This is a genomic window from Streptomyces sp. NPDC026659, assembly GCF_040638245.1.
Taxonomy (GTDB): Bacteria; Actinomycetota; Actinomycetes; order Streptomycetales; family Streptomycetaceae; genus Streptomyces.
Window position 1 is genome coordinate 826,347 of record NZ_JBEZXY010000001.1, and the last position, 21,128, is coordinate 847,474.

The window sequence follows — 21,128 nt, forward strand, 5'->3', positions numbered from 1 at the left end:
CCGGTCCGCACGCCGCCCGGCCGAACGCGCAGGCCAGCGGCGCGGCCATACGGATACCCTGGGCATGTGACCGACGCCCAAGACACCGCAGCAGACAGTTCCCTGCGCATCACCGGAGGCACCCCTCCGGACGACGCCGGATCTTCTGCGACGGGGGCGTCCGCCCTGGCCGGGGCCCCGATCCCGCTCCTCGAGCCGCGCGAGGGCATCCCGGCCGTGATCGCCGACGCGGCCGGGCTCGCCGAGGTCGTCGCCGCGTTCGCCGCCGGTTCGGGACCGGTCGCCGTCGACGCCGAGCGCGCCTCCGGCTACCGCTACGGCCAGCGCGCCTACCTGGTGCAGCTGCGCCGCCAGGGCGCGGGTACCGCACTGATCGACCCGGTCGGCTGCCCCGACCTGTCCTCCCTCGGCGACGCGCTCTCCGGCGTCGAGTGGGTGCTGCACGCCGCCACCCAGGACCTGCCCTGTCTGCGCGAGATAGGCATGCTGCCCACCCGGCTCTTCGACACGGAGCTGGCCGGGCGGCTCGCCGGGTTCCCCCGGGTCGGCCTCGGCGCCATGGTCGAGAACGTGCTCGGCTTCGTCCTGGAGAAGGGCCACTCGGCCGTCGACTGGTCCACCCGCCCGCTGCCCGAGCCCTGGCTGCGCTACGCCGCCCTCGACGTGGAACTCCTGGTGGACCTGCGGGACGCCCTGGAGAAGGAGCTGGACCGGCAGGGCAAGCTGGAGTGGGCCCTGGAGGAGTTCGCCGCGATCGCGGCCGCGCCGCCCGCCGAGCCGCGCAAGGACCCCTGGCGGCGTACGTCCGGGATGCACAAGGTACGCAGGCGGCGCCAGCTCGGCGTCGTACGCGAACTGTGGGAGACCCGGGACCGGATCGCCCAGCGGCGGGACGTTTCGCCGGGCAAGGTGCTGAGCGACGCGGCGATCGTGGAGGCGGCGCTGGCGGTGCCGTCGAACGTCCACGCGCTCGCCGCGCTGAACGGGTTCGGGCACCGGATGGGACGGCGTCAGCTGGAGCAGTGGCAGGCGGCCGTCGACCGGGTGAAGGCGCTTGCCGAGTCCGAACTCCCCCAGCCGGGGCAGCAGATGACGGGTCCGCCGCCGCCGCGCGCGTGGGCCGACAAGGACCCCGCCGCCGCGGCCCGCCTGTCCGCCGCCCGTGCGGGGGTCACCGCGCTGGCCGAGCAGGTCGACATGCCCCAGGAGAATTTGATCTCTCCGGACACGGTGCGGCGCCTGTGCTGGGAACCTCCGGTGGTTGTCAGTGGGGAGTCCGTTTCGGCGGTGCTTCGGGGATTCGGCGCGCGGGAGTGGCAGATCGCGCAGGTGACGCCGGTTCTGGTCGCTGCGCTGTCCTCCGACGGCGCGTAATCGCCGCAACGGTTGCGCGGGTAGGGCGGGTGCGGCCCGGCTGTGGCCGTTCGCGCAGTTCCCCGCGCCCCTAAAAGACAAAAACCCACCCCCGCCCCCTTACCGCCCTGCCGTGGGCAGTCGTTCCGCAGGGCGGAACGGGTGGGCACGGCCATCAACGCCGGGTGCCCCGGCAACCCGACCCGCCAGTGTGACGTTCACCGCTAGCCGGGGCTGGGCTGTGCAGCTACGTTACTCATAAGTAGCATGGGCTTAAGCAAGCGCTCAGCGTCCCGCACCCTGGAGGAGAGCCATCGTGCCTCGTACCGTCAGGGACGTCGTCTTCGTCGACGGCGTCCGTACCCCGTTCGGCAAGGCGGGCCCGAAGGGCATCTACCACGAGACCCGCGCGGACGACCTGGTCGTCAAGGCGATCCGGGAGCTGCTGCGCCGCAACCCCGGTCTGGACCCGCAGAAGATCGACGAGGTCGCCATCGCCGCGACCACCCAGATCGGCGACCAGGGCCTGACCCTGGGCCGGACCGCGGGCATCCTCGCCGGTCTGCCGCAGTCGGTCCCCGGCTACTCCATCGACCGCATGTGCGCGGGCGCCCTGACCGCCGTGACCTCGGTCTCCGGCTCGGTCGCCTTCGGCGCGTACGACGTGGCGATCGCGGGCGGCGTCGAGCACATGGGCCGTCACCCCATGGGCGAGGGCGTGGACCCGAACCCCCGTTTCGTGAGCGAGAAGCTGGTCGACGAGTCCGCCCTGTTCATGGGCATGACCGCCGAGAACCTGCACGACCGCTACCCGCAGATCACCAAGCGGCGCGCCGACGAGTACGCGGTGCGCTCGCAGGAGAAGGCCGCCAAGGCGTACGCCAACGGCAAGATCCAGCAGGACCTGGTGCCGATCTCGGTCCGCAACACCAACGCGGCGGCCGGCGAGACCGGTTGGGGCATGGTCACCGCCGACGAGCCGATGCGCCCGGGCACCACCCTGGAGAACCTGGCGGGTCTGAAGACGCCGTTCCGCGTGCACGGCCGGGTCACCGCGGGCAACGCGGCCGGTCTGAACGACGGCGCCACCGCCTCGATCATCGCGAGCGAGGAGTTCGCCCGCGAGCACGGCCTGCCGGTCAGGATGCGCCTGGTGTCGTACGCCTTCGCGGGCGTCGAGCCCGAGGTCATGGGCTACGGCCCGATCCCGGCGACCGAGAAGGCGCTGGCCAAGGCGGGTCTGTCGATCTCCGACATCGGCCTGTTCGAGATCAACGAGGCATTCGCCGTCCAGGTGCTGGCCTTCCTCGACCACTACGGCATCGCGGACGACGACGAGCGCGTCAACCAGTACGGCGGCGCCATCGCCTTCGGCCACCCGCTGGCCTCCTCCGGCGTCCGTCTGATGACGCAACTGGCCCGCCAGTTCGAGGAGAACCCGGACGTCCGCTACGGCCTGACCACGATGTGCGTCGGCTTCGGCATGGGCGCGACGGTCATCTGGGAGAACCCGAACTTCGAGGGGGACAAGTGAGCACCACCACCGAACTGTTGAAGGGTGCGGCCGAGCTGTTCCCGGACGAGGTCGTGACCTCGGCGCACGTGCGCCACTTCGAGCTGCCGTTCGGGGCGGGGCGCTTCGCGCTCATCACCCTGGACAACGGCTTCGACCACACCAAGCCGACCACCTTCGGCCCGGCGTCGCTGGCGAACCTGAACGCCGCCATCGACCAGGTCGAGAAGGAGGCCGCGGCCGGTGAGATCGTCGGCGTCGGCATCACCGGAAAGCCGTTCATCTTCGCGGTCGGTGCCGACCTCAAGGGCGTCGAGCTGCTGAAGACGCACGAGGACGCGCTCGCCATCGGCAAGGGCGGCCACGCGGTCTTCAAGCGCCTGTCCGGCCTGGCCGTACCGACCTTCGCCTACTACAACGGCGCGGCCATGGGCGGCGGCGTCGAGGTCGGTCTGCACTGCACCTACCGGACCGTCTCCAAGTCGGTCCCGGCGTTCTCGCTGCCCGAGGTCTTCCTCGGTCTGGTCCCCGGCTGGGGCGGCTGCGCCCTGCTGCCGAACCTGATCGGCGCCGACAAGGCCGTCTCGGTCATCATCGAGAACAGCCTCAACCAGAACCGTCAGCTCAAGGGCAAGCAGGTCTTCGAACTCGGCATCGCGGACGCGCTGTTCGAGGGTGCCGACTTCCTGGAGCAGTCGCTGATCTGGACCGCCCAGGTCCTCAAGGGCGACCTCACCGTCGAGCGCCCGGAGATCGACCGGGGCGAGGCGTGGGACCAGGCCGTCGCCAAGGGCCGCTTCATCGCGGACTCCAAGGTGCACGGCGCCGCCCCGGCCGCCTACCGCGCTCTCGACATCATCGAGGGTGCCAAGGACGGGGACCTGGACAAGGGCTTCGACGCCGAGGACCTGGCGCTCGCCGACCTCATCATGGGCGGCGAACTGCGCGCGGGCATCTACTCGTTCAACCTGGTGCAGAAGCGCGGCAAGCGTCCGGCCGGCGCGCCGGACAAGGCGCTGGCCCGTCCGGTCACCAAGGTCGGCGTCGTGGGCGCCGGTCTGATGGCCTCCCAGCTCGCGCTGCTGTTCCTGCGCCGCCTGGAGGTGCCGGTCGTGCTGACCGACATCGACCAGGAGCGTGTCGACAAGGGTGTGGGCTACGTCCACGCCGAGATCGACAAGCTGCTCGGCAAGGGCCGTATCCACCAGGACAAGGCCAACCGCCTCAAGGCACTGGTCACCGGTGTCCTGGACAAGGCCGAGGGCTTCTCGGACGCCGACTTCATCATTGAAGCCGTCTTCGAGGAGATGGGCGTCAAGCAGAAGGTGTTCGCCGAGGTCGAGGCGGTCGCCCCGGCGCACGCGATCCTCGCCACGAACACCTCCTCGCTGTCGGTGTCGGAGATGGCGTCGAAGCTGAAGCACCCCGAGCGGGTCGTCGGCTTCCACTTCTTCAACCCGGTCGCGATCCTGCCGCTCCTGGAGATCGTGCGCGGCGAGCAGACGGACGACGCCTCGCTGGCGACCGCGTTCGCGGTGGCCAAGAAGCTGAAGAAGACCGCGGTGCTGGTGAAGGACGCCCCGGCGTTCGTCGTCAACCGCATCCTGACCCGCTTCATGGGCGAGATCCAGAACGTCATCGACGAGGGCACCCCGGTCGAGGTCGCGGAGAAGGCCGTCGAGCCGCTCGGCCTGCCGATGTCCCCGCTGGTGCTCCTGGAGCTGGTCGGTCCGGCGATCGGTCTGCACGTCTCGGAGACCCTCAACCGGGCCTACCCCGAGCGCTTCACCGTCTCCCCGAACCTCAAGGCGGTCGTCGAGGCGGGCAAGCGCGGCTTCTACGTCTACGACTCCGGCAAGCCGGAGCTGGACCCCGAGGTCGCCGCGCTGCTCAAGCAGGGCGACACCGTCCTGACCGAGGAGCAGGTCCGCGCCCGCGTCCTGGACGCGGTGGCCGAGGAGATCGGCCTCATGCTGGCCGAGGGCGTCGTCGCCGAGGCCCAGGACATCGACCTCTGCCTGATCACCGGCGCCGGCTGGCCCTTCCACCTGGGCGGCATCACGCCGTACCTGGACCGTGAGGGCGTCTCCGAGCGGGTGAACGGCAAGCGGTTCCTGGAGCCGGGCACGGCGTCGGTTCCGGCGTAACGGCCGTACGGCACACGTGAAGAGGGCCTCCGCCTCGGCGGGGGCCCTCTTCCGTGCTGCGGTTCACCAGACGGGCATCGCCGGGTAGTGCTCGCAGGTACCGGAGCAGGGTTCACGCGAGGACAGTGACGAGTGCAGCCAGCTGTCCTCGGGGATGCCGTGCACGCGCAGGGTCAGCGGGGTGGGGGCGGAGTGGATGGCGCTGAACACCGACACGAACTCGACCGCGTACGTGCCCGGCCGCCAGTCGTGGGCGTGGGTGACACGCCAGGTTCCGTCCTCCTGGACGGGGGCCTCGGCGATGAGCCGGCCCTGTTCGAGGACCATCACCTTGTGCACGCCGCGCGACGCGGTACCGGAGAAGCGGGGGCGCGGACCGCACCAGGCGTCCGGCCGCGGCTCCACGACCTGCGGAGCGTCCAGGCGGTCGAGAACCTCGAAGTCCACCGTGGAGGTCGTGGAGACCTCGTTGCCCGAGACTCCGAGCACCTCGACCGTGTGCGGCCCCGCGGGCCAGTTGACGACTCGGCGCCACTGCCAGGTGCCCGAGGCGGAGACGGCCGTCCCCCCGAGATAGCGGCCCGCTTCGTAGAAGAGGACGTAGCCGGTCCCGGCCGGTGCCTTGCCGGTCAGCTTGCGGGAGGCGCCGACGATCTGTCCGGACGCGGGCGAGTCGAAGACGGGCGCGGCGGGGAGGCTCGGCGCGATGGTGAGGGCCAGCTCGGGCCGGTTCACGGTGAACTCGGTGAGCACCGGGGGGACCATGCCCGGTTCCAGCCGCTGCGGATCGATCATGCCCTGGGGCAGTCCGGGAGTGTGGGCGAGGCACTCGGCCAGCCGCCGGGCCACTTCACGGGCTCCCATGTCGTTGAAGTGGGTGGAGTCGATGATGCCGTCGGGGTGGTTCGGGTGCTCGCCCGGGTCCAGCCACCGGAAGATGCGACGCGCGCGCCGGGGCCCCAGTTGCGCGAGCAGATTCGCGGTGAAGGCGTTCATGTCGACCAGCACGGCACCCGTCTCCGCCGCCGCCTTGCGGGTGAGCTCGGGGTACGCGTCGTTGGTGTCCACCACGTTGCCGGCCTCGTCGAAGGCGCAGCGAGCCGTCGCGGTGACCAGCACCGGGACGGCCCCCTCGCCCCGGATGGCCTCCACGTACAGGCGCATGTACTCCATGTACTCGCGCGGCCCGTGGTGCCGGTTGAGCTGGTTGATGCGCTGCTCGACGCTCCCGAAGGCGATGAGTACCAGGTCTCCGGGGCCGACGAGGCTGAGGAGCGCGGCCAGCCGCTCGGTGAAGTAGCCACGCAGCGTCATGGCGTCCCGGGCGTAGTTGCGCACCTCGTAACCCTCGCCGAGGAACTCGCCGAGGTACTGCCCCCAGCCGGCGAGCGGTGCCTCCTCCTCGGACCGCGGGGCGGCGACCGAGTTTCCGATGATGCAGATCTTCCTCATGTGTTCCTCTATGTCTTCCTGATGTCTCCAGCAGCCGCCGCTGTCGGGGCTCCCAGCGCCACCGCCGAACGCCGAGCCGTTCCGCACCCGCGTTCCGCCGGCTGTCGGGCCGCTGCCGTACGCACCTCGCTCACCCCGAGGCCGACGACCCGGTCCCGGCGCGAGGCCGGCGCGGGGCCGCGGCGCCCTCGCGCGGCAGCCCCGTACGCGTTCCGGTCAGCCGACGATCGTCCAGTCGTCGAACTCGGGGGCGCCGGGTTCCGTCTGGCGGGCGGTGGCCAGACGGGCGTCGGCACCGATCACCGCGATCACGGCTCGGCCCTGCGCGTCGAACGCGGCCGCAGGGGCGCCGACGAAGGCGCCGCCCAGCGCCTCCGTGGACAGTTCCCGCCAGGGCTGGTCGCCGGGCAGGAAGCGGTGGGCGACGCCGCCGAGGTCACTGCGGCACGCCACGAGCGTGCCCGTCTGCTCGGACGGTCCCGCGGCGAGCGCCACGGCGCCGTAGCCGCCCCGGCCACCCACCGACTTCGCGGGCTCCGCCCAGTTGCCCCCGGGGGCGTCCTCCTGGGCGACGAGCACGTTCCCCGTGTCCGGCTCCCGGTAGGCGGTCATGACCCGGCCGCTGGGCTGCAGCACGGCCGTCACCGGACCCGCGGACGGCGCGAGCCGGAAGCGCGGGGCACGGACGAGTGGTTCGCTCAGGGACCGGTGTCCCCAGCGGAAGACGGCCTCGCGACTGGCACCGAACACATCGACCTGGCCGCCCGCCGCGGTGACCGCCGTGAGTCCTTCCTGCAGCTCGTGCCCCCGCAGGTCGGTCCAGCCGCTCCAGGTGCCGTCGGGCATGCCGACGCGGGTCATCAGTCCCTGGCCGGCGTTGCGCACGAAGAGGTGCACCCTGCCCGCGCCGTCCCGGACCGCGACGGGCGTACCGAGGTGCCGGTCGCGGTGCGGTGCCCCGGCGGAGGGGTTGCCGAGGCTGGTCCAGGTGCCGAACCCGCCACCGGGCTCGGTCTGTTCGAGCAGCACGATCTCCCGCGTGTGCGCGTCGTCCGCCGCCAGGCGGGACAGCCGCTCGGCGAAGATCTGCCAGCGCCCGTCGGGCGTGAGGCAGACCGCGAGGCCGGGGGCGAGCGGTCCGCCGCCGAGGAGGAAGGGACCCCGCCACTGGCCGGTGCCGGGCTGCGTCTCCAGCCAGACCGCGGCCTGCTGGTTGACCACGGCGAAGGCGGTGAGCCGCCCGGACGGGTCGGCCCGCAGCCAGTTGCTGCCGCCGGGATACCGCGGGTTCGTGCTCTGCACCCACCCGGTCATCCGGGAGGCCAGCCCGACGGAGTAGTCCCCGCTGCCCGCCGGGTCACCGCAGTCGTAGCCGTCGGCCGCCGCGTAGAGATTGAGGAACAGCTCCTTCTGGGCGACGGCCCGGACGCCGAGATTGTGCGGCCAGCGCTCGTTGTAGTACCCGCGGAAGGCCTCCACCGTGAACGTCCGCCCCTCGGCGGGCCCCTGGTAGCGGTCCAGGGCGAGCCAGGTGAAGAGGGCGGCCGCGGTGTGGTCGCAGTGGTCGGACAGATCGCGGTAGTCGTGGCGCTGCGGGAACCGCTCGTTGTGCACGAGGCGGTCGGGGTCCGGGTCCAGGCTGCGGATCACGGTGGGACGGACGATGTCCATGATCTGGACGAGGGTCTGGACCAGGCCGGTCCGGGTGTACCAGTGCTTTTCCTGGACCAGCCCCTCGCTGAGCACCAGCGTGGGAACCCGCTCGGTCTCCTCGCGCCACAGCACGTGCAGGCTCCTCGGGAGGCCCTCCGGGGTTCCGTGCTGCCGGATGTTGAGGAAGATCAGGGTCACCCAGGGGGCGCCGGTCAGCGAGAAGACCTCCGCCACCGGGCCCTCCGCCGTGGTCATGGTCATGGCCTTCCACGGCGCGGTGCGGTCGCCCAGCGTCATCGCCGCGTAGGCGGCCTTGATGCCGTTCTGCCGGGCCTTGCCGTAGGCCGCCCGGTCCTCGGCCACCGGACCCGACTGCCAGGGCCGGGGGTTGCGTCCGTCGGAGTCCCCGCTCGTGAGGTAGACGGTCGTGGTGCGGGTGCCGCTCTTCAGCCCCTGGAGGATGGCGGGGTTCACGAAGAACAGGTCGTCGTCCGGATGCGCCATGACCTGCAGCGTCGACGCGGGGGTGTTCACGTTGTTGCTCCTCCCGGTGACGGGACTCGGGGTGTTCACATCGGCCAGCCGGGCAGATAGCCGAGCCGGGCGCGCTCGTTGCGCGTCGATCCGGTCTCGAACTGGCTCGGCACCGGGAAGTAGCTGGGCAGGAACGCGGCGAGGATCGCGTCCTGTTCGTCCGCGGTGATGTCGCCGTCGTGGTAGTCGTTCAGGCAGAACACGTCGTGCGGCCGCACCGCGAGGAGGCGGCTGAGCCGGGGCTTGTGCTCGGTCAGACCGACGTTGACGAAGCCGCAGGAGATGCTGCCGGGCGTGCTGCGCAGGGTGTGGTACGCGTAGTAGTGATGCAGCGACGAGGGGATCGAGATGTCGTCGTGACTGCGCAACTGGTGGGTGGCGGTCGCCGCCGACTCCTCGTGGTAGCGCTCCGCGATGTCCTCGAGAACACTGCGCCGCAGCGGGTACGGCGCGTGCAGGAAGCCGTTGACCAGGGTCTGGCCGAAGTCCCGCTCGATCAGCTCCCTGTTGTTCTTGGCACCCGCGATGTTGAACTCGTCCTCCTCCGAGACCGGAGCCATCGGTATGGAGGTCGGCGACATGAAGTGCTTGGCCTGGCCGTTGCCGAGGAAGAACAGGTCGGGTCGCACGGTGCGCCCGATGAACATGTCGTCGTTGAAGTACAGGACGTGCTCGGCCAGCCCCTCGATGTGGTGCAACTGGCTCTCGATGGCATGGGAGTTGTAGGTCGGCAGCGTGCCCCGGTCGCCGAAGATCTCCGTGTGGTCCACGACGCGGACCCGCGGGTGGTCGACGTCGAGCCAGTGGGGAACCTGCCGGTCGGTGACGATGTAGATGTTGCGGATCCAGGGGGCGTACATGTCGATGGACCGCAGGGAGTAGCGCAGTTCGTCACGGTCCCGGAACCGGGCGGCGCTCGTCGCCGAGTCCTCCGTGTCCAGGCCGAGCGCCGCGAGGACGGCGCTCTTGCGCTCCAGCCAGTCCACGTCGCCCCCGTTCACCCAGGTGTAGACGGCGTCGATGGGGAACGTGATGTCTCCGTGCAGCGTCCGGGTGAACGGCTCGATGCTCGGGTAGGCGCGGCCCGCGAGGGGAAGCGCTCTGCGGCGCAGGGCCTTTCCCGGCACCCGGTCGCCGATGAGCGTCCGGGTGGGGCTCCGCAGCCACGTCGGGTCCTCGGGGTCGGTCTCCCAGAACGAGATGGTGCAGCCGTACACGGCGCCGAGGCGCAGCGTGCGCGACGGAGAGACCAGGTTCTGGTGGACGCGGACACCGGAGACGGCCGGTGACGCGTACGGGGCGACCAGTCCGGCGAGGACGGTGGCGGTCGTCTTCTGCCCCTCGTTGAGGACGGCGGCGTACACGGCCTCCCCGGCATGAGTGCTCGCCAGCGCCTTGAACACGGTCTCCCGGTACCCGGCGTGCACGGCGACGGTGTGCCGGATCATCTGGTCGCGTACGACGAGGTGGGGGATGTCGGCGGCTTCGAGGGCGTTCACCGCCAGGGCGAGATTGTGCTGGACGACGTCCCAGGGCGACTCCCAGTCCAGCAGTCGGCAGACCTGCCCGCCGTCCTTGACGAGGTCGTCCCGCTTCAGCAGCCGCTCCTCTGCGGCCTGTTGCTCGGTCGAACGCACCATCGTGGCGGGGGTCGGGGCCGCGGACGGCAGGATTCCGTCGGGACCGCTGCGGTGAGCGTGCACGGCCTGGCGTTCGGCCTTGACGGCGGCACGCCGGCCACTGTCCCGTTCGGCGACGAGCTCGTGGAAAATGCGCTCCCACTGGGCGGTGACCGTGGCGGGCGCGAAGCGGTCCACCGAGGCCAGGGCCGCGGCGCCCATGCGCAGCCGCAGTTCGGTGTCCTCGATGAGCAGCATCAGGGCGGAGGCGAGGGCGTCGGTGTCGCCGGGCGGGACGAGGAGGCCGGTCTGCCCCTCGATCACGACCTCGCGCGGGCCGTTGGGCGAGTCGTAGGAAACGACCGGCACACCGGCGGCGTGCGCCTCGGCGAGCACCAGGCCGAACGCCTCGCTGCGCGAGGTCAGGGTGGCGATGCTGGCCTTGGCCCACTCCTCCGCGAGATGGCGGGAGTTGCTGTTCAGCTGGACGCAGTCGTGCAGTCCGAGCATGTCGATCTGGCGGCGCAGGGCACCGCTGAGCGGTCCGTCGCCGAAGATCCTGAGCTGCCAGTCGGGATGGTGCCGGGCGACCGTCGCCCAGGCCGTGATGGCATGGTCGATCTGCTTCTCCGCGACCAGCCGGCCGGCGATCACCACGGTGCGGGTGCGCAGCGTCGAGCGCGGCCGGAAGCCACTGGGCAGGGCGTTGGGTACGACCTCCAGGCGCGGCGCGGCGTCGCCCAGGGTCTCGGCGAACCATTCGAGGGTGCGTTCGCTGAGCACGGCCAGGGCGTCGAGCTGGGCCGCGTAACGGCGCAGGGGCTCCCCGGTGGGACCGCGCAGCTCCGAGACCCGGTGTTCCTGGTGGACGGTGACGACGTGCGCGGGGGCGTAGCGGACAGCCAGCGCCATCAGCGCGGGAGTGGTGCTGATGAGGATGTCGGTGTCGGTGTCCTGGAGGGCCAGGCCCAGTTCGAGGTCCGACAGCCGGCTGAACACCGGCTCCCAGGGACGCTCGACCACCTGGCTCGGCTGGGCCGCGAGCCCGGCCCACACCGAGTCCTCGACCGGGGTGTCGCGAAGCGGCCGGGGAGGCGTGGAGGTCAGGTCGACCAGGTAGTCGACGCGGACCCGGGTGTCCGGGGTGAAGAACTGCTCGGGTCTGCTCTTGAAGACGCTGAGCACGCGCACGTCGTGGCGCGCCGCGAGCTCGGACGCCTGGTTGAACACCGCGCGTTCGGTACCACCGACGGCGTCGGCCGTGGTCAGCAGGAACGTGATCTTCATCTGTCGGTTCAGCCTGCCTCGGGCATGCGCGTGCAGGTCACCCGGAGATTCCCTGCGGGGGTGTAGCGCGGTTGGACGATCATGGTGGTGAGCCCCGGCGGGGTGACGGCGAGCCGGCGGACGGCGAAGACGCGCAGCGGATTGCGCACGTCGTGCAGCCTGCGCCCCAGACGCAGCGACCTGCCGGTGGCGTCGCGCAGCCGGACGTCCCAGTGTTCGGGCCGGACACCACGGGGCGCCATCTCGCCCAGGGGCACGTCGACGCGGAGGATGTCGGGTCCGAGAACGGTGACGGCCTGCTCGACGGTGCGTCCGGAGGCCGTGAACTCGGCCCACGGCTCCTCGAACCGGGTGCCCAGCACCCGGAAGTCGACGGTGAGTCCCGAATGTTCGAGGTGCACCTTGGCCACCTCGACGGCGGCACGGGCGTCGGCGCTGACCACGCGGACGCTGCCGCGCACGGAGCGGCCGATGCGGTGGCGTTCGCCCGTCACCGGGGAGGCCTCCATCGGCTTGGTGGGGCCGGCGTAGGGCACCGGCGGTTCCACCAGCAGCAGCGACAGCGTGCGGGTGCGCCGTCCGGTGCGGACCCGCAGTCTCACGCGCCAGCGTCCGGTGCCGATGGGAAGCCCGCCGACCCCGGCGCCCAGCAGGACGGCGGCGTCCACGAAGGTCTCGCCCTCGGTGCCCCGGTAGACACGAGCCTCGGTGGGGTGGCTGTGCCGTCCGCGGCTCAGGATGATCTCCGCCTGCTCGGGCAGTCCGGCCGAGGCCGGCAGCTGGACATGCAGGTTCACGGTCTGGCCGTCGAGGATGCCGGCGTAGCGGACCTGCGCGGCACGCCTGCGGAGCGGGATCAGGAAGGCCATCAGCCGGGCACGCAGGAGGACCGCACGGGGGCGCAGACGGCGCGGGACCGCGGTCGCCCGCCGGGTGACGGCCGAGGTCTTGTGGCGGAGCGTCATGACTCGGTGTTCCCCAGTTCTCCCCTGCGGGCGGCACCGCGGAGCGGCGCGGTCTCGGGGGCAGCCTCGGGGGCGGCCTCGAAAGGACTGGGGACCGGGAAGTAGGAGTCCAGGAAGGTGGAGACCATGCGAGCCTGCGCTTCGGGATCGGCGGCGGTGACGGTGTCGTTCATGCAGAAGGTGTCGAAGTTGCGGCGTGCCAGAAGGTTGTTGAGCCGCCGCTGGGCCAGTTCGTCGGCCAGGTCGACGTAGAGGTACCGGATGTCGCCGACGGTGGCGCGCGCCGATCCGTAGGCGTAGTAGTGGTGCAGCGACGAGGCGATCGGCACGTCGGTGGGCGACCGGAAGCGCGAGTGCTGGGTCACGCGGTGGGCCTTGCCGTACACGTGCTCCATCTCCGCGAGGATGCTGCGCCTGAGCGCGTGCGGAGTGTGCTTCATCTTCTGGGAGATGACCGTGCCGAACTGCTGGGCGATCAGGCCCCGGCTGTTCTTGCCCGCCGCGTTGACGGGGAGGTCGTCCGAGCTGGCGCCCCCGGACGGGATCAGCGCCTTCGACTGGAAGAACTTGGTCAGCCCGTTGGGGTGGAAGAAGGTCCCGGGCGACACGGGACGCCCGAAGAACACGTCGTCGTTCAGGTAGAGGAAGTGCTCCGCCAGGTCCTCGATGTGGTGCAACTGGCTTTCGATGGCATGGGAGTTGAACGTCGGAAGCGCGTCCGGGTCGGAGAAGATCTCCCGGTGGTCCACCACGCGGATGCCGGGAAAGTCCGTACGCAGCCACGAGGGCACCTGGCCGGCCGTGACCAGGAAGATGTTGCGCACCCACGGGGCGTACTGGTGGAGCGACCGCAGCGAGTACTTCAGCTCGTCCCGGCTGGTGAACCGGGCGTCGTTGGCCGCCTGCTCGTGCAGTACGTCCCCCCGGCCCGCCGCGAGCTGCCTGCGGGCCGCGTCCCTGCGCGCACGCCACAGCGGGTCCGAATCGTCGACCCAGGTGTAGACGACGTCGATCGGGAAGAGGTGGTCGTCGGGCAGCGCGGCGAGGAACTCGGGGAGGGTACGGGTACGGCCGGTCAGGTAGGGGCCGGGCACCGTGCTGAAACGTTTCTGCCCCGCCCAGCACCTCCCCGCGTCCACGGGGATCTCGGTCACCACCTTGTTGGGGCGCGGCGCCACGAGCTTGCCGTCGACCTCGTCCCAGAACTCGATGTCACAGCCGGACTCGCCGCCGAAAACCAGCTTTCCGGTGGGGTCGCAGACCACCCAGGCCAGCCGCAGCACGCTCTGCCCGCGCAGCGCACGCCAGCTCGTCGCCGAACCGCCCGGCCGCAGACGCAGCGGGGACGCCGTTCCGACGTACCCCGGATACCGCGCGCAGGCGGCCTGCAGCAGCTCCTCGAACCGCCCGCGCCAGCGGGCGGGAATCGCCACGCACGGCACCCGCGGCGAAGCGGTGCCGCGGACGCAGAAGTAGTCCATCCCGGCCTCTTCCAGGAAGGAGACGAGGAGATGGAGGTTGCGCGCCCGCGCGGCCCACTCCGTGGCGCCGTCCACCTCCACGGCCTGGAGGTGCTTGCCGGCCACCCGCACGACGCGCCGGACATCGTCGGTGGCGCCCACCTCGCCCCGGCGACGGCCGCTCATCGCACGGACCACGGCCGCGGACCGGACGGCGTCGGCGGTGGCGAAGGACCGCTTCACCGAGGTACGCATGGGGGTGGGGACCTTCTGGACGATCCAGCGCCGGGCCCCCGCCGGCACAACAGATCGATATGTCGACACAAGTGCGCTTGCCTCAGGATTGTTCAGGCTCACCCGACGTCCACACCATCCAACTCGAAGTCCGGAGTCGACCACCCGGACAGCAACTCCATCCCGAACCGGGGCCGTCGCCCCCCATCGCGCGCGGCATCGGCGCGGGAACACCCCGTCCCGCCGAACGGAATCAGGCCCAGCGGGCCCGGACGCCGTCCTCCCCAGCACGCCGGACCGGCCGAGAGCGCATCACGACGAGGCACCCCCTTCGATCCGAAGATATTGAGTCGTCACATAATATGCACGCCCCGTGCACATTATGACCACGCATTGGTCATCTCTCCCACGTGACCGGCGACCGCACCAGCTTCGCATGTACGACCTACACAGACATGCCATGTGATCTACATCATTGCCGTACAACGTCCGTCGCGGCTGGTCGGTCTGTCCGAGCACTCAACACGAAATCGCCCTGGCATGAGCAGACGAGGACAGCGACTTCATGACAACTCCCAAGGCCGAGGCACCCGCCGGTCCGCCCCGGACGCCCGAGAGTGACGCGCCCCGCCGTCGGCGCCGTACCGGCCGGTGGATCCTGCTCTCGCTGGCGGTGCTCGTCCTGGCGGGCGCCGGCACCGGCTACTGGCTCTACGACAGCCTCGACTCCAACATCAAGGGCGTCGACCTCGACCGCGCCATCGGCGACAACCGCCCCGAGAAGCTGCCGACCTCGGGGCAGAACCTGCTCATGCTCGGCTCCGACTCGCGCTCCGGTGCCAACGCGGCCCTGCACACCGGGAAGGTCTCCGGCGCCCGTTCCGACACCGCGCTGGTGATCCACATACCCGAGGGCCGGAAGAAGGCCGTCGCGATCAGCATCCCGCGCGACACCCTCGTGACCCGGCCCGAGTGCACGACCCGGAGCGGCAAACAACTGCCCCCGGCCAAGCGCGTCATGTTCAACTCGGTCTACTCGGTGGCCGGTCCGGCCTGTGTGGTCAAGACGGTCGAGCAGATGTCGGGCGTACGGCTCGACCACTTCGTGGAGATCGACTTCGCGGGCTTCCAGGGGCTCGTGGACGCGATAGGCGGGGTGCCCGTCACCGTGGACCGCGACATCCACGACTCCTCCAGCGGCCTCGACCTGAAGGCGGGCACCACCCGGCTGACGGGCACTCAGGCCCTCGAGTTCGTACGCACCCGGCACGGCATCGGCGACGGCAGCGACCTCGGACGCATCGGCCTCCAGCAGAAGTTCCTGATCTCCCTGCTCTCCGAGATCAAGAAGCAGGATCTGCTCGGCAGCCCCACCAAGGCGTACACCGTCGCCGACAAGCTGACCGAGTCGCTCACGACCGACTCCGGGCTCGACTCCCTCACCAAGCTCGCGGAGTTCAGCCGCAGCATGAACGGCGTCGACCCCGCCACCATGGACACGCTCATGCTGCCGGTGCGCTACGACACCCAGGACCCCAACCGGGTCGTGGCCGCCGAACCGCAGGCCAAGGAGCTGTGGCAGGCCGTGCGCGCCGACAAGGCGATTCCCGAGTCGGCCAGGAAGTCCCCGGCCCGGGGCGGCGACACCCCCTGAGTCCGGCGGGGCTCCGCGCGGGCAGGTCCCGGCGCGGAGCCCCGGCCCGCCTCAGACCTCGCGCCACGCCTCCAGCGCGAGCCCCGGCTCGTCCTTGCGGCGGGTCAGCAGCAGGCGCCCGGTGGAGGGGGACAGCGCGGCCGCGACCGTACGGCCGTACTCGTCCGTCGCCAGTGACACCACCGCGTCCTCGGCCAGGCGCGGGCCCGACTCGGCCCACCAGGCACCGGCCGACTCCAGCTCCGTGGGGTAGGCGGCGAACGCCACCCGGTCGTTCGCCGTGCGCTGGGCCAACAGGGTGCAGCCGTGCCCGTCGAGCGTGCAGCGGACGGCGGTCACCGGGCCGGAACTGGCGGCGGCCAGCAGCGCGGCGGGCTGGGCACCGGGGCGCCAGGCGGAGAGGGTGCCGGAGTCGTCGGTGTAGAAGAGGGTCGTCCGCTCCGGGGAGGTGGCCAGGGCGTACAGCGTGCCGGGGCGGACCGGGGTCTCCAGGGCCTCCGTGCGGACCGGTTCGGCGCCCGGCTTCTCCTGGCGCCAGTGCAGGATGCCGCCGGGCACCGCCGCGTACAGCTCGACGAGACCGGACTCCCCCGTGATCGCCGCGAGGCCGTCCTGGACGCCGCTGCCCTTGAGGTCTTTCCAGGGCGCCCAGCCGCCCTGCTCCTTCTGGACGGCCATGCTCACCCCGCCGCCGCCGTTGCGGACGAAGACATGGGCGCGGCCCTGGGCGTCCACCGCGACGGCGGGCGTACCGGTGCGGGGGCCCTGCTTGTTGGGGTGGCCGATGGGGACCCAGTCCAGCGCGGCGAGATGCGCGCGGAAGTGGGTGGAGTGCACCAGTTCCGCCGCGCCGTTGGCGGCGGGCCGCCACGAGACCAGGTGGGCATAGCCGTCCGCGCCCTGGCCGACGCCGAGGACGGGATGGAGTGTCTGTTCGCCGCCCACCCTGCGCGGGTCGGTCCAGCCGCCGCCCGGCAGGTGTTCCGCCCGGCACACGACCGCGTCGCCCGTGGGGTGGTAGACACCGAGCCGCCCGTCGCGGCCGCATATGAGCCAGTCGCCGTTCACAGAATCACCATAAACGGCCCGGTCCGGGCGCTGTCCCGCGCCCCCTCGGCACGGGCGTGGGACGCTGGAGGCATGGACGACGTGCAAGGCAACGCTGACCAGGCAGGCCCTCTCCTCGCGATCGTGGACTGCGCGAACGTCGTCGGTTCACGGCCCGACGGCTGGTGGCGCGACCGCAAGGGCGCCGCCGAGCGGCTGCGGGACCGGCTCGCCACCGACGGACTGCCCGGCCGCACGGACGACGTGGAGATCGTGCTCGTCGTGGAGGGCGCGGCGCGCGGGGTCGAGTCCGTGCCCGGGGTACGGGTGGAGTCGGCCCCCGGCAGCGGCGACGACTGGATCGTGGAGCTGGTCGCCGGTGCGGGCGACCGCGACCGTCTGGTGGTCACGGCCGACCGCGAACTGCGGCGCCGGGTGGGTGACTTGGGCGCGGACGTGTCCGGCCCCCGTACGGCACTGGGCTGAGCCACCGCCCCCGCCCGCGTCCGCATTCACGCGCCCCGCGCCCGCGCTCAGTGGGCGCCGCCCGGGGGCTTCTCCCCCGCCGCCTCCCGCTCCCGTACCGCGAGGCGGCTGTGGGTGCGGCCGTAGGCGAAGTAGACGACGAAGCCGATCGCCATCCAGATGGCGAAACGGATCCAGGTCTCGGTGGGCAGGTTGACCATCAGCCACAGCGAGGCGCACACCGACAGGATCGGCAGGACCGGCACCCACGGGGTGCGGAACGCGCGGGGCAGGTCGGGCCGGGTCTTGCGCAGGATGATCACGCTGAGCGCGACGACGACGAAGGCGAACAGCGTGCCGATGTTCACCAGCTCGGCCAGCTCGCTCAGGCTGGTGAAGCCCGCGATGACCGCGATGATCACGCCGAGCAGGATGGTCGGCCGGTGCGGGGTGCGGAAGCGCGGGTGGACGCGGGAGAAGAAGCGGGGCAGCAGCCCGTCCCGGCTCATCGCGAAGAACACCCGGGTCTGGCCGAGCAGCAGGATCATGCACACGGTCGTCAGACCGATCACCGCGCCGAAGCTGATGATGCCCGCGAACCAGGGGTGTCCGAGCGCCTTGAAGGCGTCCGAGAGCGGCGCCTCGATCGACAGTTGGCTGTACTTCTGCATGCCGGTGACCACGATGGACACGGCGACGTAGAGCAGGGTGCAGATGACCAGTGAGCCGAGGATGCCGCGCGGCATGTCCCGCTGCGGATTGCGGGTCTCCTCGGCGGCGGTGGCGACGATGTCGAAGCCGATGAACGCGAAGAACACCACCGAGGCTGCGGTGAAGATGCCCATCACCCCGAAGTTGGCCGGGGCCCAGCCGAACATGAGCTGGATGAGGGGTGCGCTGAGGTCGCCGCCCGCCTCGGCCGGCTGGGCCGGCGGGATGAACGGGTCGTAGTTGGAGCCCGTGATGAAGAAGGCGCCGCCGATGATCACGATGAGCACCACGATCACCTTGATCGCGACGACCACGGAGGTGATCCGGGCCGAGAGCTTCATGCCGACCACGAGGACGACGGTCAGCAGCAGCACCAGCGCGGCCGCGAGGACGTCGAAGCCGAACCCGGTGGCGCCGTCCCGCCCGGAGAGGTACGGCGGCAGGGTCGCGCCCCAGCTGTCCAGCAGCGAGCGGATGTAGCCCGACCAGCCGACCGCCACCACCGCCGTGCCCAGCGCGAACTCCAGCACCAGGTCCCAGCCGATGATCCAGGCGGGCAGTTCGCCCAGGGAGGCGTACGCGAAGGTGTACGCGGACCCGGCCACCGGGACCGTGGAGGCGAACTCGGCGTAGCAGAGCGCGGCCAGGCCGCAGACGATGCCGGCCACGACGAAGGACAGCGCGACCGCGGGGCCCGCGTTGTTCTTCGCCACCTGGCCGGTGAGTACGAAGATGCCGGTGCCGATGATGACACCGACGCCGAAGACGGTCAGGTCGAGGGCGGAGAGGGACTTCTTGAGGGAATGCTCCGGTTCCTCCGTGTCCCGGATGGACTGCTCGACGTTCTTCGTCCGGAAGAGCGTGCTCACACGTACCTACCTCCCACGCGCGTCGACCTCGACATGATCGAGAGGGCCGGGGATGCGTGTGCCCGGCACTGGCAGGTTCACGCAAGCGGGCCGGTTCCGCCACCCGGAGAGGGCGGCGGAACCGGCCCGAAGGGTCGGTCCGGGAGCGCGCCTTCGCGCGCGCTCTCTTCTCCCGGCTAGTCGCGCGCGGCCTCCACGGCGGCCGCGGTCTCCTCGAAGCGGCCGTCCAGCTTGGCGACCAGGCCGGTGACCTGACGCGCGATGTCCGGCGCGGTCAGCCCGATCTCGGCCATGACCTCGGCGCGCGAGGCGTGGTCGAGGAAGCGCGGCGGGATGCCGAAGTCGCGCAGCGGCACGTCCACGCCCGCGTCGCGCAGCGCCTGCGCGATCGCGGAGCCGACACCGCCGACGCGGCTGTTGTCCTCCACGGTGACGACGACCCGGTGCTCGTTCGCGAGCGGGGCCATGGCCTCGTCCACCGGCTTGACCCAGCGGGGGTCGACGACGGTGGTGGAGATGCCCTGCTTGTCGAGCAGGTCCGCGATCTCCAGGCACATCGGGGCGAGCGCGCCGACCGAGACCAGGAGCACGTCGGGCCGGTCGGCGCCGGGCTCGCGCAGCACGTCCATGCCGCCGACCTTGCGCAGGGCCGGTACGGCGGGGCCGACGGCGCCCTTGGAGAAGCGCACCACGGTCGGCGCGTCCTCGACGGCGACGGCCTCGCGCAGCTGGGCGCGCACCTGGTCGGCGTCGCGCGGCGCGGCCAGGCGCAGCCCGGGGACGACCTGGAGGATCGACATGTCCCACATGCCGTTGTGGGAGGCGCCGTCGGTGCCGGTGACGCCCGCGCGGTCCAGGACGAAGGTGACACCGCACTTGTGCAGGGCCACGTCCATCAGGACCTGGTCGAAGGCGCGGTTGAGGAAGGTGGCGTAGACGGCGAAGACGGGGTGCACCCCGCCGTGGGCGAGACCGGCCGCCGAGACGGCGCCGTGCTGCTCCGCGATGCCGACGTCGTAGACGCGGTCGGGGAAGCGCTTGGCGAACTTGTCCAGGCCGACCGGCTGGAGCATGGCCGCCGTGATGGCGACGACGTCCTCGCGCTCCTCGCCGAGCTTGACCATCTCCTCGCCGAACACCGAGGTCCAGTCCGCGCCGGAGGTGGCGATGGGCAGACCGGTGTCGGGGTGGATCTTGCCGACGGCGTGGAAGCGGTCGGCCTCGTCCTGGAGGGCGGGCTGGTAGCCGCGGCCCTTCTCGGTGAGGCAGTGCACGATGACCGGGCCGCCGAACCGCTTGGCGCGGGCCAGCGCGGACTCCAGGGCCTCGATGTCGTGGCCGTCGATGGGGCCGACGTACTTCAGGCCCAGGTCCTCGAACATGCCCTGCGGGGCGATGAAGTCCTTCAGGCCCTTCTTGGCGCCGTGCAGGGTGTCGTAGAGCGGGCGGCCGACGACCGGGGTGCGGTCGAGCAGGTCCTTGGTACGGGCGAGGAAGCGCTCGTAGCCGTCGGTGGTGCGCAGGGTGGCCAGGTGGTTGGCGAGGCCGCCGATGGTGGGCGCGTAGGAGCGCTCGTTGTCGTTGACGACGATGACGAGCGGGCGGTCCTTGGCCTCGGCGATGTTGTTCAGCGCCTCCCAGGCCATGCCGCCGGTCAGCGCGCCGTCACCGATGACGGCGACGACGTGGCTGTCGCGCTGCTTGAGCTCGTTGGCCTTGGCGATGCCGTCGGCCCAGCCGAGCACCGTGGAGGCGTGGCTGTTCTCGATGACGTCGTGCTCGGACTCGCTCTGCGCGGGGTAGCCGGACAGGCCGCCCTTCATCTTCAGGCGGGAGAAGTCCTGGCGTCCCGTGAGCAGCTTGTGCACGTAGGACTGGTGGCCGGTGTCCCACAGGACCTTGTCCTTGGGCGAGTGGAACACCCGGTGCATGGCGATGGTCAGCTCGACCACACCGAGGTTGGGGCCGAGGTGGCCGCCGGTCTTGGAGACGGCCTCGACGAGGAAGGTCCGGATCTCCTCCGCCAGCTGGTTCAGCTCCTCCAGGCTGAGCCGGTCCAGATCGCGCGGTCCCGTGATGCGGGTCAGCAGCGGCACCCGTGCCTCCTTGCAGATAAGAGCTGATCGAGCTGTTGCCGGGCTTGATGAGTCTAATGTTCCGCTCCG

General features: G+C 71.1%; 13 protein-coding genes. 5 read left to right on the forward strand and 8 right to left on the reverse strand.

Features of this window, described 5'->3' with window-relative positions; translation table 11 throughout:
* Positions 1-66: 66 nt before the first annotated feature.
* The 3 genes from AB0E91_RS03605 to AB0E91_RS03615 all read left to right on the forward strand — a co-directional run bounded on the left by AB0E91_RS03605 (position 67) and on the right by AB0E91_RS03615 (position 5,013).
* Positions 67-1,374: a ribonuclease D gene (locus tag AB0E91_RS03605; protein ID WP_361774523.1), complete on the forward strand. Its 1,308-nt coding sequence runs from the start codon at positions 67-69 to the stop codon at positions 1,372-1,374.
* Between the two features lie 295 nt (positions 1,375-1,669).
* Positions 1,670-2,887 carry an acetyl-CoA C-acyltransferase gene (locus tag AB0E91_RS03610; protein WP_361774526.1) on the forward strand — a complete coding sequence of 406 codons (1,218 nt, stop codon included), beginning with the start codon at positions 1,670-1,672 and terminating at the stop codon, positions 2,885-2,887.
* Positions 2,884-5,013, forward strand: coding sequence for a 3-hydroxyacyl-CoA dehydrogenase NAD-binding domain-containing protein (locus tag AB0E91_RS03615; RefSeq protein WP_361774529.1), 2,130 nt, complete (start codon positions 2,884-2,886; stop codon positions 5,011-5,013). Before AB0E91_RS03610 ends, AB0E91_RS03615 begins: the two co-directional genes overlap by 4 nt.
* Positions 5,014-5,076: 63 nt before the next feature.
* Here the strand turns inward: AB0E91_RS03615 and AB0E91_RS03620 are convergent, their stop codons facing one another.
* The 5 genes from AB0E91_RS03620 to AB0E91_RS03640 form a co-directional block, all read right to left on the reverse strand.
* Positions 5,077-6,465 (reverse strand): GDSL-type esterase/lipase family protein, encoded by a 1,389-nt coding sequence (locus AB0E91_RS03620; RefSeq protein ID WP_361774532.1) that lies wholly within the window; start codon positions 6,463-6,465, stop codon positions 5,077-5,079.
* Positions 6,466-6,681: 216 nt separating this feature from the next.
* Positions 6,682-8,652 carry a PIG-L family deacetylase gene (locus AB0E91_RS03625; protein ID WP_361774535.1) on the reverse strand — a complete coding sequence of 657 codons (1,971 nt, stop codon included), beginning with the start codon at positions 8,650-8,652 and terminating at the stop codon, positions 6,682-6,684.
* A 35-nt stretch (positions 8,653-8,687) separates the two neighbouring features.
* Positions 8,688-11,558 carry a stealth conserved region 3 domain-containing protein gene (locus AB0E91_RS03630; protein ID WP_361774538.1) on the reverse strand — a complete coding sequence of 957 codons (2,871 nt, stop codon included), beginning with the start codon at positions 11,556-11,558 and terminating at the stop codon, positions 8,688-8,690.
* Between the two features lie 8 nt (positions 11,559-11,566).
* The gene (locus AB0E91_RS03635) at positions 11,567-12,523 is read right to left on the reverse strand and encodes a hypothetical protein (RefSeq protein WP_361774541.1); all 957 of its coding nucleotides are present in this window, start codon (positions 12,521-12,523) and stop codon (positions 11,567-11,569) included.
* Complete coding sequence (locus AB0E91_RS03640; RefSeq protein WP_361774544.1) at positions 12,520-14,238, reverse strand: stealth family protein; 1,719 nt, start codon at positions 14,236-14,238, stop codon at positions 12,520-12,522. Before AB0E91_RS03640 ends, AB0E91_RS03635 begins: the two co-directional genes overlap by 4 nt.
* A 544-nt stretch (positions 14,239-14,782) precedes the next feature.
* On the opposite strand from AB0E91_RS03640, the gene AB0E91_RS03645 reads away from it, so the two are divergent.
* Positions 14,783-15,871: an LCP family protein gene (locus AB0E91_RS03645; RefSeq protein WP_361774547.1), complete on the forward strand. Its 1,089-nt coding sequence runs from the start codon at positions 14,783-14,785 to the stop codon at positions 15,869-15,871.
* A 51-nt stretch (positions 15,872-15,922) separates the two neighbouring features.
* Here the strand turns inward: AB0E91_RS03645 and AB0E91_RS03650 are convergent, their stop codons facing one another.
* The gene (locus tag AB0E91_RS03650; RefSeq protein WP_361774550.1) at positions 15,923-16,939 is read right to left on the reverse strand and encodes a hypothetical protein; all 1,017 of its coding nucleotides are present in this window, start codon (positions 16,937-16,939) and stop codon (positions 15,923-15,925) included.
* 72 nt (positions 16,940-17,011) lie between these two features.
* On the opposite strand from AB0E91_RS03650, the gene AB0E91_RS03655 reads away from it, so the two are divergent.
* Entirely contained in the window at positions 17,012-17,404 is a 393-nt protein-coding gene (locus tag AB0E91_RS03655; protein ID WP_361115526.1) for an NTP pyrophosphohydrolase, read from the forward strand.
* A gap of 47 nt (positions 17,405-17,451) precedes the next feature.
* Here the strand turns inward: AB0E91_RS03655 and AB0E91_RS03660 are convergent, their stop codons facing one another.
* Positions 17,452-18,963, reverse strand: coding sequence for an amino acid permease (locus AB0E91_RS03660; RefSeq protein ID WP_361774554.1), 1,512 nt, complete (start codon positions 18,961-18,963; stop codon positions 17,452-17,454).
* A gap of 176 nt (positions 18,964-19,139) precedes the next feature.
* A complete protein-coding gene (gene dxs, locus AB0E91_RS03665; protein WP_361774557.1) occupies positions 19,140-21,059 on the reverse strand; it encodes a 1-deoxy-D-xylulose-5-phosphate synthase in 1,920 nt (639 codons plus the stop codon).
* Between the last annotated feature and the right edge of the window lie 69 nt (positions 21,060-21,128).

What these genes read in the sequence shown, in the direction of transcription:
- AB0E91_RS03620 (WP_361774532.1), bottom strand. Translation starts at nt 6,465, where the DNA reads ATGAGGAAGATCTGCATCATCGGAAACTCGGTCGCCGCCCCGCGGTCC.
- AB0E91_RS03630 (WP_361774538.1), bottom strand. Translation starts at nt 11,558, where the DNA reads ATGAAGATCACGTTCCTGCTGACCACGGCCGACGCCGTCGGTGGTACC.
- AB0E91_RS03635 (WP_361774541.1), bottom strand. Translation starts at nt 12,523, where the DNA reads ATGACGCTCCGCCACAAGACCTCGGCCGTCACCCGGCGGGCGACCGCG.
- AB0E91_RS03640 (WP_361774544.1), bottom strand. Translation starts at nt 14,238, where the DNA reads ATGCGTACCTCGGTGAAGCGGTCCTTCGCCACCGCCGACGCCGTCCGG.
- AB0E91_RS03645 (WP_361774547.1), top strand. Translation starts at nt 14,783, where the DNA reads ATGACAACTCCCAAGGCCGAGGCACCCGCCGGTCCGCCCCGGACGCCC.
- AB0E91_RS03655 (WP_361115526.1), top strand. Translation starts at nt 17,012, where the DNA reads ATGGACGACGTGCAAGGCAACGCTGACCAGGCAGGCCCTCTCCTCGCG.